This window comes from Micromonospora sp. NBC_01392, from assembly GCF_045040125.1.
GTDB lineage: Bacteria > Actinomycetota > Actinomycetes > Mycobacteriales > Micromonosporaceae > Micromonospora.
In genome coordinates, this window is record NZ_CP109549.1 from 4305979 (window position 1) to 4320772 (window position 14794).

General features: G+C 74.1%; 13 protein-coding genes. 6 read left to right on the top strand and 7 right to left on the bottom strand.

The genetic code is table 11. The features are described 5' to 3' along the window. Nucleotides 1-127: 127 nt before the first annotated feature. From OG767_RS18805 to OG767_RS18815, 3 genes are all read right to left on the bottom strand, one after another. Nucleotides 128-3037, bottom strand: coding sequence for a M36 family metallopeptidase (locus OG767_RS18805; protein ID WP_405089748.1), 2910 nt, complete (start codon nucleotides 3035-3037; stop codon nucleotides 128-130). Nucleotides 3038-3177: 140 nt separating this feature from the next. Further along, nucleotides 3178-3705, bottom strand: a complete 528-nt coding sequence (locus OG767_RS18810) for a hypothetical protein (protein ID WP_405089749.1) — start codon at nucleotides 3703-3705, stop codon at nucleotides 3178-3180. A 197-nt stretch (nucleotides 3706-3902) separates the two neighbouring features. Continuing rightward, nucleotides 3903-4541, bottom strand: a complete 639-nt coding sequence (locus OG767_RS18815) for a hypothetical protein (protein ID WP_405089750.1) — start codon at nucleotides 4539-4541, stop codon at nucleotides 3903-3905. 182 nt (nucleotides 4542-4723) lie between these two features. Here OG767_RS18815 and OG767_RS18820 point away from each other — a divergent pair, with 182 nt between their 5' ends. Beyond that, nucleotides 4724-5782: a cobalamin-independent methionine synthase II family protein gene (locus OG767_RS18820; protein ID WP_405089751.1), complete on the top strand. Its 1059-nt coding sequence runs from the start codon at nucleotides 4724-4726 to the stop codon at nucleotides 5780-5782. 53 nt (nucleotides 5783-5835) lie between these two features. Here the strand turns inward: OG767_RS18820 and OG767_RS18825 are convergent, their stop codons facing one another. Further along, a complete protein-coding gene (locus OG767_RS18825) occupies nucleotides 5836-6384 on the bottom strand; it encodes a hypothetical protein (RefSeq protein WP_405089752.1) in 549 nt (182 codons plus the stop codon). Nucleotides 6385-6729: 345 nt separating this feature from the next. Here OG767_RS18825 and OG767_RS18830 point away from each other — a divergent pair, with 345 nt between their 5' ends. Continuing rightward, the gene (locus tag OG767_RS18830) at nucleotides 6730-7626 is read left to right on the top strand and encodes a hypothetical protein (protein WP_405089753.1); all 897 of its coding nucleotides are present in this window, start codon (nucleotides 6730-6732) and stop codon (nucleotides 7624-7626) included. 157 nt (nucleotides 7627-7783) lie between these two features. On the opposite strand, the gene OG767_RS18835 is transcribed toward OG767_RS18830, so the two are convergent. Continuing rightward, the gene (locus OG767_RS18835) at nucleotides 7784-9535 is read right to left on the bottom strand and encodes an ABC transporter ATP-binding protein (protein ID WP_405089754.1); all 1752 of its coding nucleotides are present in this window, start codon (nucleotides 9533-9535) and stop codon (nucleotides 7784-7786) included. A gap of 119 nt (nucleotides 9536-9654) precedes the next feature. Between OG767_RS18835 and OG767_RS18840 the strand changes: the two genes are divergently transcribed. Then, on the top strand, nucleotides 9655-10074 hold the full coding sequence (locus tag OG767_RS18840) for a MarR family winged helix-turn-helix transcriptional regulator (RefSeq protein WP_405089755.1): 420 nt from the start codon (nucleotides 9655-9657) through the stop codon (nucleotides 10072-10074). A gap of 83 nt (nucleotides 10075-10157) precedes the next feature. On the opposite strand, the gene OG767_RS18845 is transcribed toward OG767_RS18840, so the two are convergent. Both OG767_RS18845 and OG767_RS18850 read right to left on the bottom strand, forming a co-directional pair. After that, nucleotides 10158-11363, bottom strand: a complete 1206-nt coding sequence (locus OG767_RS18845) for an RNA polymerase sigma factor (RefSeq protein ID WP_405089756.1) — start codon at nucleotides 11361-11363, stop codon at nucleotides 10158-10160. After that, nucleotides 11360-11710 (bottom strand): YciI family protein, encoded by a 351-nt coding sequence (locus OG767_RS18850; RefSeq protein WP_405089757.1) that lies wholly within the window; start codon nucleotides 11708-11710, stop codon nucleotides 11360-11362. The genes OG767_RS18845 and OG767_RS18850 overlap by 4 nt, the downstream gene beginning before the upstream one ends. A 122-nt stretch (nucleotides 11711-11832) precedes the next feature. Here OG767_RS18850 and OG767_RS18855 point away from each other — a divergent pair, with 122 nt between their 5' ends. The 3 genes from OG767_RS18855 to OG767_RS18865 all read left to right on the top strand — a co-directional run bounded on the left by OG767_RS18855 (nucleotide 11833) and on the right by OG767_RS18865 (nucleotide 14773). Beyond that, nucleotides 11833-13158: a flavin monoamine oxidase family protein gene (locus OG767_RS18855; protein WP_405089758.1), complete on the top strand. Its 1326-nt coding sequence runs from the start codon at nucleotides 11833-11835 to the stop codon at nucleotides 13156-13158. 125 nt (nucleotides 13159-13283) lie between these two features. After that, nucleotides 13284-14030, top strand: coding sequence for a lysozyme (locus OG767_RS18860; RefSeq protein ID WP_281941912.1), 747 nt, complete (start codon nucleotides 13284-13286; stop codon nucleotides 14028-14030). A gap of 68 nt (nucleotides 14031-14098) precedes the next feature. After that, nucleotides 14099-14773: a peptidoglycan recognition family protein gene (locus OG767_RS18865; protein ID WP_405089759.1), complete on the top strand. Its 675-nt coding sequence runs from the start codon at nucleotides 14099-14101 to the stop codon at nucleotides 14771-14773. Nucleotides 14774-14794: the final 21 nt, after the last annotated feature.

Below are 14794 nucleotides of genomic sequence, written 5' to 3' on the forward strand. Positions count from 1 at the left end.
GTCGGCGCTCAGTCTGCCCAGGATCCTGCCCGGCGTACAGCCCTCACCCGGCGACCGGGCCCCGAATCCCGGGTGAACAGGCGGTAGCGGGTGCGGACGGACCGAGCCGCCCGCACCCGCCGGGTGCTCAGCGCGCGAACGCCTGGAACTCGGCGATCCGCACGTTCTGCGCCTGCGGGCTGGCCGTCGCGCAGTCGGTCGCCGCCCGCGGGTCGGCGTCCTGCTCACCGGCGTAGTCCGGCGCGCCGGTGCACTGGTTGGTCAGCACCTCGACGCGCAGGTGGGTGGCCCGGGTGCGGGGGATGTCGAACGAGCGCAGGATCAGCTCCGGCGCCCGGGGCCGCGGCGCCACCGCCGGGAACGCGTCCGGCCGGCTCGTGAACACCGGCCGGAAGTCGGCCGCGTCGGCGCAGCTCACCGTGCCGTCGGCGGTGCACGCCAGGACCCGGAACTGCCGCACCGCGGAGTACCGGCTCTGGGTGCCGGCGTCCGGGTCCCCGGTCACCGGCGGGCGCAGCATCGCGCTGACCTGCACCCGGCGTACCTGCTGGAGGCCGCCGGCCAGGTCGACGGTGACCTGCCGCCCGGCCACCGGCGCGCCGAGCGACGCCCAGTTGGTGGCCTCGTCGTCGTCCGCGACCGACGCCAGGTTGACGCCGTCGCCGGCGACCGTCGCGCCCGCCGTCGTCGAGGCCAGGTTGGGCCGCAGCACCACCGGCAGCGCCCGGTTCTGGCCGGCCTTCACGGTCACCGGGCCGATCCGGGTGTGCCCGTACCCGGGCGCCCGGACCACGAACTCGTACGTGCCGGGCACCAGGTCCACCCGGTCGGTGCGCGGGGTGGCCGCGTCGGTGTCCGCGACCGGCACCGCCCGCGCCTGGTAGCGCCCGACGAACAGTTGCGCGCCGGCCACCGGCCCGCGGTCGCCGAGCGGCAGCAGCCGCAGCGAGCCCTCCTCCGCGTACGGGGAGGTGAAGCCCGGCGTCGGATCGGGGTCGGCGTTGCCGACGCTGGCCGCGGTCTCGCCGAGGCCCCGCGCGGCGAACGCGTTCCAGAGCAGGTCCTGGTTGGCCCCGCCGAAGCGGATCCGGTCGGCGGCGAGCATCGCGTCCCGGGCGTCGACCATGCTGACCTGGCTGACCGCCATCAGCAGGAACGAGTCGACGACGAGCTGGATCCAGCGCCGGTTGCCCGGGCAGGACGTCACGTCGCGGGCCCCGGTCGCGCACGCCTTCTGCACGGCCGGCGTGCCGGCGCCCCAGCGGCGCATCATGGCCGCCCGGATGTCGGTGTTGGTGGCGCTCCACACCTCGCCGGACGCGTGCACCTGGAGGCCGGTCACGTCGTAGTCGACCGACGAGTAGTTCAACGGACTGGCGCTCATGTTGTAGTTGCGGATGCCCGCGTTCGGGTCCTGCGTGGTGTACTCGCCGATGGTGAAGCCACGCCGGCCGGGCGCGGCGTACCCGTGCTCGAACAGGTATTCCATGGCGAGCTGGTCGGACCAGCTCTCGCTCATGCCCTGCGGGGAGCTGACGCCCGCGCTCGGGCCGGCGATCATGCGGTTGGTGACCGCGTGGCCGTACTCGTGGGCGATCACCGACATGTCGAAGTCGCCGTCCACGCAGGGCGCGTAGAACGAGCCGGCGACCGGCTGCCACAGGTACATGTTGGTGGTCGGCGCGACGCCGTCCGGCGGGGTGATCTGGTTGGCGTTGTTGCGGGCCGGGAACGTCGGCGGGCCGCCGCTGACGCCGCCGGCCTGCGCGTTGCCCTGCTCGGCGTCGCCACCGAGACCGCCCCGGCCGAGGTTGTCCTGTTGCAGGTTCCAGGTCTCCTCGGTGAAGCCCAGGTGGTAGGTCCAGTCGTGCATCCGGTTGTGCATCCCGAACAGGTTCGCGCGGGCCGCGTCGATGTCGTTGGCCTGCGGCGAGGTGAACACCTCCGGGTCGCAGCGCCGCTCCTGCCACTGGTTCGTCCACGGGTACGCGTAGACGCGGTCCGGTCGCGGCGTGGCGGTCTCGGTGCCGACGCTGAACGGGTCGTTGCTGAACCAGTTCTGCACCGCGATCGCGTTGTTGCCCTTCGTGGTGGTGGTGGACGCCCCGGTGGCCGGGTCCACGTCCCACGCCGGGTGCCCCGGCACGCCGACCACCTCGCGGCAGCCGGCCGCCGGCACGGCGCACCAACGCACCCGGGTGTCGACCGAGGACCTGTCGACGCGCGGCGAGTTCGGGAACACGTCCCAGGACGGATTGTCCTCCGCGTGGTCGATCAGGTCCTCGCGGACCAGCACGCCGCCGTCGCGGGCGTCCACGTAGGTGGAGTAGGCGGCCGGATCCGCGCCGGTGGTGTCCGCGCCCAGCACCACCTCCCAGGCCGCGCGCGGCCCCCGGTCCGCGGTGGGCACCGCGACCAACGAGGTACGCAGGACCTGCGCGTCGGCACGGCCGGCGTCGGCGATGGCGGCCCTGCGGGCCTGCGCGGCGTCGATCGTGGCCGGCGCCGGCGTGCCGGCGTCACGGGCCATCGACGAGCTGACGTGCCAGACCGCCCCGTCGCGTACGCCGATCGCCAGCATGCCGTCGACGGCGGCCGGCAGGCCCCCGAAGCGCTGCCGGAACAGCACTGTCGCGCCCGGCCCCATCGGCGCCACGGTCAACTGCTCCAGTGCGGCGGCGCCCTCGGCGGTCAGCCCGAGCACGTCGGAGTTCGCCGTCACGTAGGCGCGCGCGGCGGCGGCCGGGTCGGCGGGCAGCCCGGTGGCGAGCGGCTTCCCGGTCGAGGTGAGCGTGGCCGGCGTACCGAAGTCGGTCCAGCGGACCCGCGCGCCCAGCGCGGCGACCCGGTCCCGCTGCCGCGCGCTGGCGGCGACGCGGCCCTTGCGGTTGTCCTTGGCCCGGGTGTCGTGCCGGTCCCCCGGCAGGTGGTCGGGTACGGCCCCGGTGCGGGCCTGGTCCCGGGGTGCGGCCTGACCGCCGGCTCCGGCGGTCAGGACCATGCCGGCTGCCATGAGCAGCGCGGTGGTCCCCGTCAACGCACGGGATGGTGTGCGCACGGTCCCTCCTGTCATCGTCGAACGGCGATGTCCGTGCCGCCATCCGACCAGGATGATCGACCGGCCGACACCCGCCGAACATCCATTAATGACAGTGTGTCGATGCCTTGGGGCGCCCGTCAGTGCGGCTGCTGGCCGATCAGCGCGCTGACCGCCAGGTACACCTCCCGACGGCGGATCTGGTCCTTCCGCTCGACCACGAACACGAGGTCGCCCCGGCGGGTGCGCAACAGGACACCCGGGAGCATGTTGGACGCCCCCAGGAGGCGGCTCACCGGATGCCTGACGTTGCGGTCGGCGACGGTTCCCGCGAGACCCGTCATGTGGAACTCGTCCTCGCGCACCGACAGGATGTCGCCGGCGGCGAGCCGGTCCGTCACCAGCCGTCCGCCGGCCATCAGGCTGCGCGTCACGGCGAGGTGCTCGGCGAAGACCCGCATCACCGCGTGGATCCGGCTGGCGTCGGCGCGGGCGCCGAGGCCGGCGGTGAACCCCTCGAACGTCACGAGCGGCGTCCCGTCCCCACCTCCGGGGGTGGTGCGCAGTTTCCGTTTGCCGCGACGGGCCGCCATGACGCCGAGCAGGAGCGGAGCGCCTCCGATCAGCAGGCACAGCAGGAAGCCGAGCGCGGGACTGTTCCGGCTCATGGGTGTTTCCTTCCCTCGACGGCGGAGCGGACCTTGATCCGACCACGAGGGACGGTCGGCGGGATCGGTTGCCGAGCCGCAATCAACGGTGCGGACGCCCGTCACCGCGCCTGATCGGCCGAGTCGACCGACCTTGACGGCGACTCGGCCCGCCCGATCAGGCGGCCCTGACGACCGTGTCCGAGCGCCGAGGACCGTCAGGCAGACGGACGGGGTTGATCGTTGGAGTCTGCTGGCTGGCCCGGGTCTCGGTCCCGCGGGCTGCGGGGCGCCAAGGCCGCCGGCTCCGGCCGACCAGGCTTCGGGAGCAGGTGCCGCACCTGCTCCACCGAACCGCCTCGCACCCCCAGGCTCTCCCGGGCGGCCCGGTAGAACCGGTCACGTCCCACGTCGGCCCGATGGACCATTCCGGGCACGTCCGTCGGCGGCCGGGGCAGGTCCCGGGCCGCCGATTCGATGTCCCGGACCGCGTGCCGCCACTCGGCGGCGGCCCGGACCGTCGCCTCGTCACCGAGCAGCAGCACCGACTCCCACGCCAACGTGTGCCGGACGTCCGCCTCGGCCAGTCGCGCCACTCCCTCGTGGTGGGCGAGCGCCGGCCGCCGCGCCCCGGGACGGTGCTCACCGAGCATCTGGGTCGCCACGGCGTGGATCTCCTTGACCGCCTTCGTCAACTCCACGTACGCGTCGAGGCGCCGCTCGTCCCACCGGACGGTCTGGCTCCGGCGCCACCGGGTCCGCTCGTTCAGGCCGGTGGCGAACATCGTGCCCACCGTCCCGATCAGGACGCCGAGCAGAGCCGGTAGTTGCGTCCCGAGGTTTCCCAGCGCGCTCATCGATCCCCCGCCCGCCGATCCCGTCCGGCTGACCACGCTATCGCTGGTTCCCCGAGGTGCGATCACCGGGAGGCGAAGCCGATCGGACGGCGGCGTACGCCTCCGGGTCGAGGCGTGGAACGGGAACGCGTAGCGCAATTCCGAAGAACGTGCCGGCAACGGCCGTCCCTTATCGTGCCCGCATGATGATCCCGACCGAACCGATCGGCAGCGTCCCCCGCTCGCCCGAGCTGCGGGCCGCCCACGCCGACCACGCGGCCGGCCGGATCGGCGCCGACGAACTCGGGACGCGGTACGACGAGGCGGTGCGGGACACGATCACGCGGCTGGTGGCGCTCGGGTCGCCGGTGGTGACCGACGGCGAGCAGCGCAAGCCCAGCTTCGCGACGTACCCGCTCGCCGGGCTCACCAACGTGGCGCCCGACGGCGTCGTGATCCCGTTCGCGGACGGCCACACCCGGCAGCTACCGAGGCTGACCGAGGGTCCGTTCCGGTACTCGGTGCGGTCGGTGGAGTACCTGCGAGGCGCGCAGCGGTACGCGACGGTGCCGGTCAAGCAGGCCGTCATCGCGCCGTCCGCGCTGAGCCTGCTGTACCCGGCGGACGGCATCGCCGGGTACGACCGGGAGGCGTTCCTCGACGACCTCGTCAACGAGGCCGAGGCGGACATCCGTGAGGCGCTCGACGCCGGCGCGGACTCGGTTCAGCTCGACTTCACCGAGGGCCGGCTGTCGGTGAAGCTCGATCCGTCCAAGGGGTTGCTGGAGTCGTTCGTGGCGCTCAACAACCGGGTGCTCGACCGGTTCACTGACGCGCAGCGGGCGCGGATCGGGGTACACACCTGCCCGGGCGGTGACCGCGACTCGACGCACAGCCTGGACGTGGACTATGCCGAACTCCTGCCGAGCCTGTTCGCGCTCAGTGCGGGCCGGTTCTACGTGCAGCTCGCGAGCGAGCCGGACCCGAAGCGGGTACTGGCGGCGATCGCGGCGCACGCCCGCCCCGGACAACGGGTTTTCGTCGGCGTCACGGACCCGATCGACCCGCGGGTCGAGACTCCCGCGCAGGTGCGCGACCGGGTGCTCCTGGCCGCCGAGCACCTCGGGCCCGAGCGGCTGGGCACATGCGACGACTGCGGGTTCGCGCCGTTCGGCGATGACGTGTCGACGTCTCGGGAGACGGCATTCGCGAAGGTACGGGCCCGGATCGAGGGTACGGCCCTGGCCGCCGAAAGGCTCTGACCGTCCGCGACGATCCGCACCGAACCGTCCGCGAACAGGGCCCGGGTTCCCGGTCAGTCCTGCGTGCAGGCGAACAGGGTCCAGGCGTCCACCTCGGTCGGGTTGAGCGGCCGGGCCGCCGGGAGGTACGCGGACAGGTCCCGGAAGTCGGCCGTGGCGTTGTGGACGCACACCGCGAGCGCGCCGTCGAGCAGGTCGCGGACGGCCTGCGCCTCGGGTGCGGTCACGTCCTCCAGCAGCGGACTCCACACGTCGAGCGTGAACACCACGTGGCAGGCGCTCTGGTCGGCCTTGACCACGCAGTAGTAGCGCCCGGTGTCGGCCAGCCGGTTGCGGATGTTCGCCCAGGTCATCGCGCCGGAGATGTCGGCGACGTCCGCGCCGGGCGCGCACGCCATCTGGAAGAACCAGCGGGTCGGGTCGCCCTGGACCACCGCACCGTAGACCAGCACCAGCCCACCGTGGTGGTACGCCACGAAACCCTGCACGTCGGGGGTGAGGGTGAGGAAGTCCGGGGTCCAGACCCGGTCGTACTGCCGCTCCGCGAGCGACCTGAGGAATTCGATGGTCCGTCCGGCGGCCCGGCGAGCTTCCACGCCCATGCGTTCAGTCCCTCCCCGCGCCCGGCCCGGCGGGCGCGCCCCACGCTACGAAGCGCGACGTAGCGGAATCAAGACATCACCCTGAGATCAGCGTCCGCTCTGGACGGTCGGTCCCGTTGACGGGACCGACCGCATTGAGAACGTTAACAGACTTGGCGGCAAGTCCCGTCGATCGGACTACCCGACACGTCGTCCGATCGGGCGAACGCGAGCCTCGACCGTCCGCGCGGCTGCCCGCTCCGGCCGTACCCGGTTGTTAGGTTGACTCCGAGACACCCCTCACCCGACCGACCCGCCGCCCACGACGGCCGGTCGGCCGGCTGCCGTCCGGCGGAGAGGGGTGCGATGACGGCGATGCCACCGGACCCCGGCCCCACCGGCCGACGACCGGGGCCCGGCGCACCGGTCGGCGACCGGCGGCGACGCTGGGCCGGCCGGGCCCGCGCGCTCGGCGACGCGACGCGCCGGCACGCCCGGCGGCTCTGGGTCGGCGCGCAGCCCACGCTGCGGCGCCTGTGGTGGACCGAGGAGCCGGCGACGCCGGTGACCACCGTCGACCGGCGGCAACCGGAGCAGTTGGTGGTGCCGGCCCAGGGCCAGGTCTACGTGTTCGGGATCCGGGCCACCTACACCTGGTCGTCGGAGACCGCCCGGCCGGAACTGTTCGGCTGGTACGTCGACTATTTTCAGCCGCAGGCGACGCAGCGGCTGCACCGGCTGGCGGTCCGCTGCGCGGCGGAGGTGCCGCCGCACCGTCCGCGCGACCTGCTCGCCGCGCTGACCGCGGCGCTCGCCGAGCACGATCCACCACCCTGGGCGTACGCGCGGGGCGCCGTGACGTTCACCTGCGAGCCCGACGTGACGGTGCACCTGGACGAACGGGTCCGCCGGCTGCTCCTGCCGTACTGGGAGCAGCGCATCGCGCTGGAGTGCGAGCGCGACCTGGCCCGCCGACGCGCCGAGTACGCCGAGGAACGCCACCGGCGCGACCCGCCGTCCACCCCGTCCGGGCCGCACCCGGACGCGAGCCGCCCACCCAGGGATCCGGCGGACCGGATGGACCCGACGCGGCCGACCAGACACGCGAGTCGTCCCGCGACTCGGGGCGGGCCACGCCCAGACACTCCGGTGGAGGCGTTCACCCCGCTGGAGCCGCTGCTGCCTCCGCCAACCCCACGCCCAACCCCCCACCAGCGGCCCCATCCGCCCTCACCGAACGACCCGACCCCGCCCACCCCCTGAACCACCACCCCCACCCCCGCCCCCGCCCCCGCCCCCGCCTCCGCCGATCTTGGACTTGTGGTGCCATGGAATGTTTCTTTTGATGTGATTCCGGAGGTGCCACAACTCCAAGATCGACGCGCCGGGGCGATCGACGCGCGGAATGCGCGGGGTGGGGTCAGCCGACCAGGGTGGCGTAGCGGCCCTGGTGGTCGAGCAGGGTGGTGTGGGTGCCGGACTCGACGATTCGGCCGTGGTCGAGCACGGCGATCCGGTCGGCGTCGCGCACGGTGGAGAGGCGGTGCGCGATGGTCACCACGGTCCGGCCCCGGGCCAGCTCGTCCAGGGCCCGCTGCACCGCGCGCTCGGTCTCGGTGTCCAGCGCGCTTGTCGCCTCGTCGAGCACCAGGATCCGCGGGTCGCGCAGCAGTGTCCGGGCGATGGCCAGGCGCTGCTGCTCGCCGCCGGAGAAGCGGTGGCCACGGGAGCCGACCATGGTGTCGTACCCGTCGGGCAGCGCGGCGATCAGGTCGTGGATCCGGGCGGCGCGCGCGGCGGCCTCGATGTCGGCGTCGGTGGCGTCCGGCCGGGCGTACCGCAGGTTGTCGCGCACGGTGGCGTGCAGCAGGTACGTCTCCTGGCTGACCACGCCGACGACGGCGGCCAGGTCGGCCAGGCGCAGGTCGCGCAGGTCGACGCCGTCGATGGTGATCCGGCCGGCGTCCGGGTCGTGCAGGCGGCTGATCAGGGCGGCGAGTGTGCTCTTGCCGGAGCCGGTCTCGCCGACCAGGGCCAGGCTGGTGCCGGCCGGCACGTCCAGGGTGACGCCGGCCAGCGCGGCGGTGTCGCTGCCCGGGTAGCTGAACGTGACGTCCTCGACGCGCAGGTGGCCGCGGACCGTGGCCGGGTCCAGCGACGTCGGGCGGGCCGGCTCGGCGACCTCGACCGGCAGGTCGAGGTACTCGAAGATGCGGGCGAACAACGCGAGCGAGGCGGTCAGCGTGACGCCGACGTTGAGCAGGCCCATCAGCGGGCGGAACAGGTTGCCCTGCAACGCGGTGAACGCGACGAGCGTGCCGATGGTGAGCGTGCCGGCGGTGCCGGGCAGGCCGGCGCCGAGGTAGATCACGGCCGGGATGGCGGCGAAGACCACGGTCATGGCGGCCATCCGCCAGCGGCCGGCGAGCTCGGAGCGCAGCTCCAGGTCGACCAGCCGGGCCGAGGAGGCGGTGAACCGGTCGACCAGCGCCGCGCCGGTGCCGAGCGTCTTGGCCAGCCGGACGCCGCTGACCGACAGCCCCTCCTCGATGGTGACGGTGAGGTCGGCCAGCTCGCGCTGACGCCGGGCGGTGATCTCCCGGCGCAGCCGGGCGACGCGGCGGGTGAGCCAGAGCGCGGGCGGCAGCACGATCACCGAGACGAGCGTGAGTCGCCAGCTCAGCGCCACCATGGCCACGGTGGTGGCGACCACGGTGGTGAGGTTGGCGGCGATGGAGGTGGCGGTGGAGGTGACCACCGACTGCATGCCGCCGATGTCGTTGGTGATGCGCGACTGCACCTCGCCGGTGCGGGTGCGCACGAAGAAGCCGATCGACTGCCGCTGGAGGTGGGCGAAGACGTCGGTGCGCAGCCGGTGCATGACCTCCTGGCCGACGCGGGTGGAGATCCAGGTCTGGACGACGCCGAGCACGGCGGTGACGGCGGCCACCGCGATCATGGCCGCGACCAGCCAGGCCAGCAGCGTCAGGTCGCGGTCGGGCAGGGCCCGGTCGATCACGGTACGCAGCAGGAACGGCGAGGCCATCGCGATGATCGACGACGCCACGATGATCGCCACCACGGCGGCGAGCGGGCCGCGGTGGGCGGTGAAGAGGCCACCGATGCGGCGTAGCGACACGTCGCGGGCCTGGGCCTTCTCGGTGGGGGACACGGTTCGGCCGGCTCCGCGGCCGTCGGGGATGCGATCCAAGGGGGTGCTCCTTCGTCGGGGTAATGCTGAGGTTACCTCATCATGAGGGAACAACAGGATCGGCTGCTACCGTATTCCGGGTGAGCGGCAGCGACGAGGAGAGCCCGGCCGAGACGTTCTGGGCGGTGGCCCGACGGCTGCGCCACCAGACCAAGCGCGCGCTGGAGCCGTGGGAGGTCAGCCCGGGGCAGGCGCGGGCACTCGGCGTCCTGCTGCGGCACGGCGCGTTGCGCCCCGGCGCGCTCGCCGAGCAGCTGCACATCGCGCCCCGCTCGGCCACCGAGGTGGTCGACGGCCTCCAGGAGCGCGGCCTGGTCGAGCGGCGGCCCGACCCGGGCGACCGGCGGGCCACGCTCGTCGCGCCCACCGCCGAGGGCGAACGGGTCGGCGCCGCCATCCGGGCGGCCCGGGCCACCGAGGCGGAACGGTTCTTCGGCGCGCTCGACCCGGGCGACCGGGCGGAGCTGACCCGGATCCTGCGCCGGCTCCGCGACGAGTAGCGCCGCCAGCCGGTCGACCGGCCGCGACGCCGACGGGACCGCCCCGACCGCGCCGGCCGACGGGGTCGACCCCGATCGTCGCGCTAGCCGGCCAGTCGGTCGCGGCGCCGGCGCAGGAACGCCTGTTCCGCCGCGTTGCCGCTGCCGGCGATCGCCGCGTCGTACGCGGCCCGCGCCTCGGCCGGCCGGTCGAGGCGGCGCAGCAGGTCGGCCCGGACCACGTGCCACACGTGGTACCGGGCCAGGCCGAGCCGGTCCACCTCGGCCAGGGCGACGGCCGGTCCGCGTACCTCGGCCAGCGCGACCGCCCGGTTGAGCGCCACCACCGGCCCCGGCGCGCACGCCGCCAGCCGGTCGTAGAGCGCGAGGATCTGACCCCAGTCGGTGGCGGCGGCGGTGGCCGCGTCCGCGTGCACCGCGTTGATCGCGGCCTGGATCTGGTACGGGCCGGGCCGGTCCCGCCGCAGGCAGCGGCGCACCAGGTCCTGACCCTCGACGACAAGCGTCCGGTCCCACCGGCTCCGGTCCTGTTCCGGCAGCGTCACCGGCACCCCGTCCGGGCCGGTCCGGGCCGCCCGCCGCGCCTCGGTGAGCAGCATCAACGCGAGCAGTCCGAGCGCCTCCGGCTCGTCCGGCATCAGTGTCACCAGCAGCCGGCCCAGCCGGATCGCCTCGGCGCCCAGCTCGACGCGGCCCAGGTGCTCCCCCGCGCTGGCCGTGTGCCCCTCGTTGAAGATCAGGTAGACCACGGCCAGCACCGCGCGCAGCCGGTCCGGCAGGTCGGCGTCGCGGGGCACCCGGTACGGGATCCCGGCGTCCCGGATCTTGGCCTTGGCCCGGACCAGGCGCCCCGCCATGGTCGACTCCGGCACCAGGAAGGCCCGCGCGATCTCGGCGGTGCTCAGGCCGCCGAGCAGGCGCAACGTCAACGCCACCCGGGCGGCCGGGCCGAGCGCCGGGTGGCAGCAGGTGAAGATCAGACGCAGCCGGTCGTCGGTCACGGGCCCCTCCTCGGCGGGCGGGTCGGCGGCGTACAGCAGGGCGGCCTGGGCGTGCCGGGCGGCGCGGGTGGACTCGCGACGCAGCCGGTCGATCGCCCGGTTGCGGGCGGTGGTGACGATCCAGCCGGCCGGGCTCGACGGCGGCCCGTCGACGGCCCAGCGGCGCACCGCGACGGCGAACGCCTCCTGGACCGCCTCCTCGGCGAGGTCGATGTCGCCGAGGAGGCGGACCAGGATGGCCACCACGCGGCCGTACTCGGCCCGGAAGACGCGTTCGACAGCGGTCATCCCTCGCCCTGGAACGGCCGGACCTCGATCGGCAGCGTGGTGGCGCGGGCGTAGCGGCGGCCCCAGTCCAGCGCCGCGTCCAGGTCGGGCGCGCGGATGATGGTGACGCCGCCCAGGTACTCCTTGCCCTCGACGAACGGCCCGTCGGTGACCAGCACGTCGTCGCCGGCCGCCCGCAGCACGGTCGCGGTCTCCGGCGCGTGCAGGCCGTCGCCGAACACCCAGCAGTCGGCCTCCCGCAGCTCCCGGCCGATGGCCTCCACCTCGCGCATCACCCCGGCCAGGAACGCCGGGTCCGGCCGCTGCGCGCCGGCCGGCTGGTACATGCTGATCAGGTACTGCTTCACGGTTCCTCCTCGGCACCACGGGCGACCCCCGGCCGCCCCTCCACCCTTCACACGAACGGCGGACGCCGGTCTCGACACGCCGGGCGGGCGAGATTCCCGCCGGGATCCGGGTATGCCCGGCCGTGGGCGACGGCCGGGTGATCGTGGTGGGGGCGGGGTTCTCCGGGTTGGCCTGCGCGCTCGCGGTCGAGGCGGCCGGCGCGCGGTCGCTGCTGCTGGAGGCCCGGGACCGGGTGGGCGGCCGGACGTTGAGCCGACCGCTGCCCGGCGGTGGCTGGCTCGACCTCGGCGCGCAGTGGATCGGCCCCACCCAGGACCGGATGTACGCGCTGGTCGCCGCGTACGGCCTGGAGACGTTCCCGTCGCCGGCCGGGGGCGCGCCGACGCTGGTGCTCGACGGTGCGCCGGTGGCCGGGCCGCCGGCCGGGCTGGCCGGGCTGCTCGACACGCTGGACGCGTTGGCGGCCGCTGTCGATCCGGTCGCGCCGTGGCGGGCCGCCGGGGCGGCGGAGTGGGACCGGACCACGCTCGGCGGGTGGCTCGCCGCCACCGCGCCCGACCCGGTCACCGCCCGGTACGCCGGCCGGCTGCTGGCCGGTGGGCTACTGGCCGCCTCGCCGGCCGAGGTGTCGCTGTTGCAGATGCTGTTCTACCTGCGCAGCGGCGGTGGCGTCGGGTCGCTGCTCGGCATGGCCGGCGGCGCCCAGCAGGACCGGATCGTCGGCGGGCCGGCGGCGCTGGCGCAGCGGATGGCCGGCGCGCTGCCGCCGGGTCGGCTGCGCCTCGACGCGCCGGTGGACGCGATCGCCCAGGACGCCACCGGCGTGCGGGTCCGCGCCGGCGGTCAGGTGCACCACGGCGACGCGGTGGTGGTCGCGGTGGCCCCGGCGCTGGCCGGCCGGATCCGGTACGACCCGCCGCTGCCGGCGATGCGCGACGGGCTGACCCAGCGGATGCCGATGGGCGCGGCGGTCAAGGTGCACGCGCGCTATCCGGAGCCGTTCTGGCGGGCCGACGGCCGCTCCGGGGTGGCCACCACGGACACCGGGCCGCTCACCGAGACGGTGGACAACTCGCTGCCCGGCTCGCCGGGCGGGGTGCTCACCGCGTTCAGCTACGGCGCGCAGTCCCGGGCGCTGCGCCGGCTGTCGGACGGGGCGCGCCGGGCCGCGTTGCGGGACGCGCTGGTCACGCTGTTCGGCCCGGCCGCCGCCGATCCGGTGGACCTCGTCGAGTACGACTGGTCGGCCGACCCGTGGACCCGGGGCTGCTTCTGCGGCATGGTGACGCCCGGCTCCTGGTGCGACTACGGCCCGGAGCTGCGAGCGCCGGTGGGCCGGGTGCACTGGGCCGGGACGGAGACCGCGACCCGGTGGAGCGGCTACCTGGAGGGCGCGGTGACCGCCGGCGAGCGCGCCGCCGCCGAGGCACTCCACACCCTCGACTGAGCCCCGAATTCAAAGAAAATCTTCGATACGTCTATTGAAAAGTTTCTCCGTCATGTGACCTAATGTTGACAGTTCCTTTCGGCATACTCCCGCCGCCGCGAGGCGGCAACCCCCAGGGAGGAAAGATGCACCGTCACCTGCGATCGGCGCTGCGCGCGGCCGGCGCCGCCCTGCTCGCCACCGTCACCGCCGCCGCCGCGGCCCTGGCCGGCGCCGCGCCCGCCCAGGCCGCCCCGGCCGGACTGCCCGGCATGGACGTCTCCAGCTACCAGGGCAACGTGAACTGGTCCGGCGCCTGGGCCAACGGCGCCCGGTTCGCGTACGTCAAGGCGACCGAGGGCACGTACTACACCAACGCCTACTTCGCCCAGCAGTACAACGGCTCCTACAACGTCGGGATGATCCGCGGGGCCTACCACTTCGCCCGCCCGGACACCACCACCGGCGCGACCCAGGCGAACTACTTCGTCGACCACGGCGGCGGCTGGTCGCGGGACGGCCGGACGCTGCCCGGCGCGCTCGACATCGAGTACAACCCGTACGGCGCCACCTGCTACGGGCTGAGCCAGGCGTCGATGCGGAGCTGGATCGCCTCGTTCGTCAACCAGTACTACGCCCGTACCGGCCGGTGGGCCACCATCTACACCACCACCGACTGGTGGAGCACCTGCACCGGCAACACGTCGCAGTTCGCGGCCAACAACCCGCTGTGGATCGCGCGGTACTCCAGCAGCGTCGGCACGCTGCCGGCCGGCTGGGGCACGTACTCGTTCTGGCAGTGGTCCTCCTCCGGCGTGTTCCCGGGTGACCAGAACGTCTGGAACGGCACGCTGGACCGGCTCCGCGTGCTGGCCTGCAACGGCACCTGCTGACCCCACCGGCGGGGCGGGTCGCTGCGACCCGCCCCGCCGCCGTGTCCGAACCCGACGAGGAGGCCCCGATGTCCGTTCCTCTCCCCCGGCGGGCCGTGCTGCGCGGCGCGGTCCTGCTCGGCGCCGCCGCCGGCGCCGGCGCGCTGGCCCAGGTCGGCGCCGGCCGCGACGCCCGGGCCGCCGCCACCCGGGTCGACCAGCCGACCATCGCCAACTGCGCGACCTGGGGCGCCCGTCCCCCGTCGTCGCCGGTGAGCGTGGTGCAGAGCCGACCCAACAAGATCATCATCCATCACACCGCGTTCCCGAACACCACCGACTACAGCCTCGCCCAGGCCTACCGGAACTCCCGCGACATCCAGAACCTGCACATGGACAGCAACGGCTGGCTCGACTCCGGGCAGCACTTCACCAACAGCCGGGGCGGCTACCTGACCGAGGGCCGGCACGGCAGCCTGTACGGGCTGCTGCACGGGCAGAGCATGGTGCAGGGCGCCCACTGCGTCGGGCAGAACAGCCAGGCCATCGGCATCGAGAACGACGGCATCTACCTCGACGTGCAGCCGCCGCAGGCGCTCTGGGACAGCCTGGTCTGGTTCTGCGCGTTCACCTGCCAGCAGTACGGCATCGCGCCCACCGAGATCTACGGGCACAAGGACTTCAACTCCACGCAGTGTCCCGGTCTGCTGCACGACCGGCTGCCCGAGCTGCGGCGTACCGTCGCCGGCCGGCTCGGCGCCTGAGATGTAAGGCGGGGGCCCTTC

Coding starts and splice junctions, on each gene's coding strand:
- OG767_RS18865 (WP_405089759.1), top strand. CDS start 14,099: ATGTCCGTTCCTCTCCCCCGGCGGGCCGTGCTGCGCGGCGCGGTCCTG.
- OG767_RS18815 (WP_405089750.1), bottom strand. CDS start 4,541: ATGAGCGCGCTGGGAAACCTCGGGACGCAACTACCGGCTCTGCTCGGC.
- OG767_RS18810 (WP_405089749.1), bottom strand. CDS start 3,705: ATGAGCCGGAACAGTCCCGCGCTCGGCTTCCTGCTGTGCCTGCTGATC.
- OG767_RS18845 (WP_405089756.1), bottom strand. CDS start 11,363: ATGACCGCTGTCGAACGCGTCTTCCGGGCCGAGTACGGCCGCGTGGTG.
- OG767_RS18820 (WP_405089751.1), top strand. CDS start 4,724: ATGATGATCCCGACCGAACCGATCGGCAGCGTCCCCCGCTCGCCCGAG.
- OG767_RS18830 (WP_405089753.1), top strand. CDS start 6,730: ATGACGGCGATGCCACCGGACCCCGGCCCCACCGGCCGACGACCGGGG.
- OG767_RS18825 (WP_405089752.1), bottom strand. CDS start 6,384: ATGGGCGTGGAAGCTCGCCGGGCCGCCGGACGGACCATCGAATTCCTC.
- OG767_RS18860 (WP_281941912.1), top strand. CDS start 13,284: ATGCACCGTCACCTGCGATCGGCGCTGCGCGCGGCCGGCGCCGCCCTG.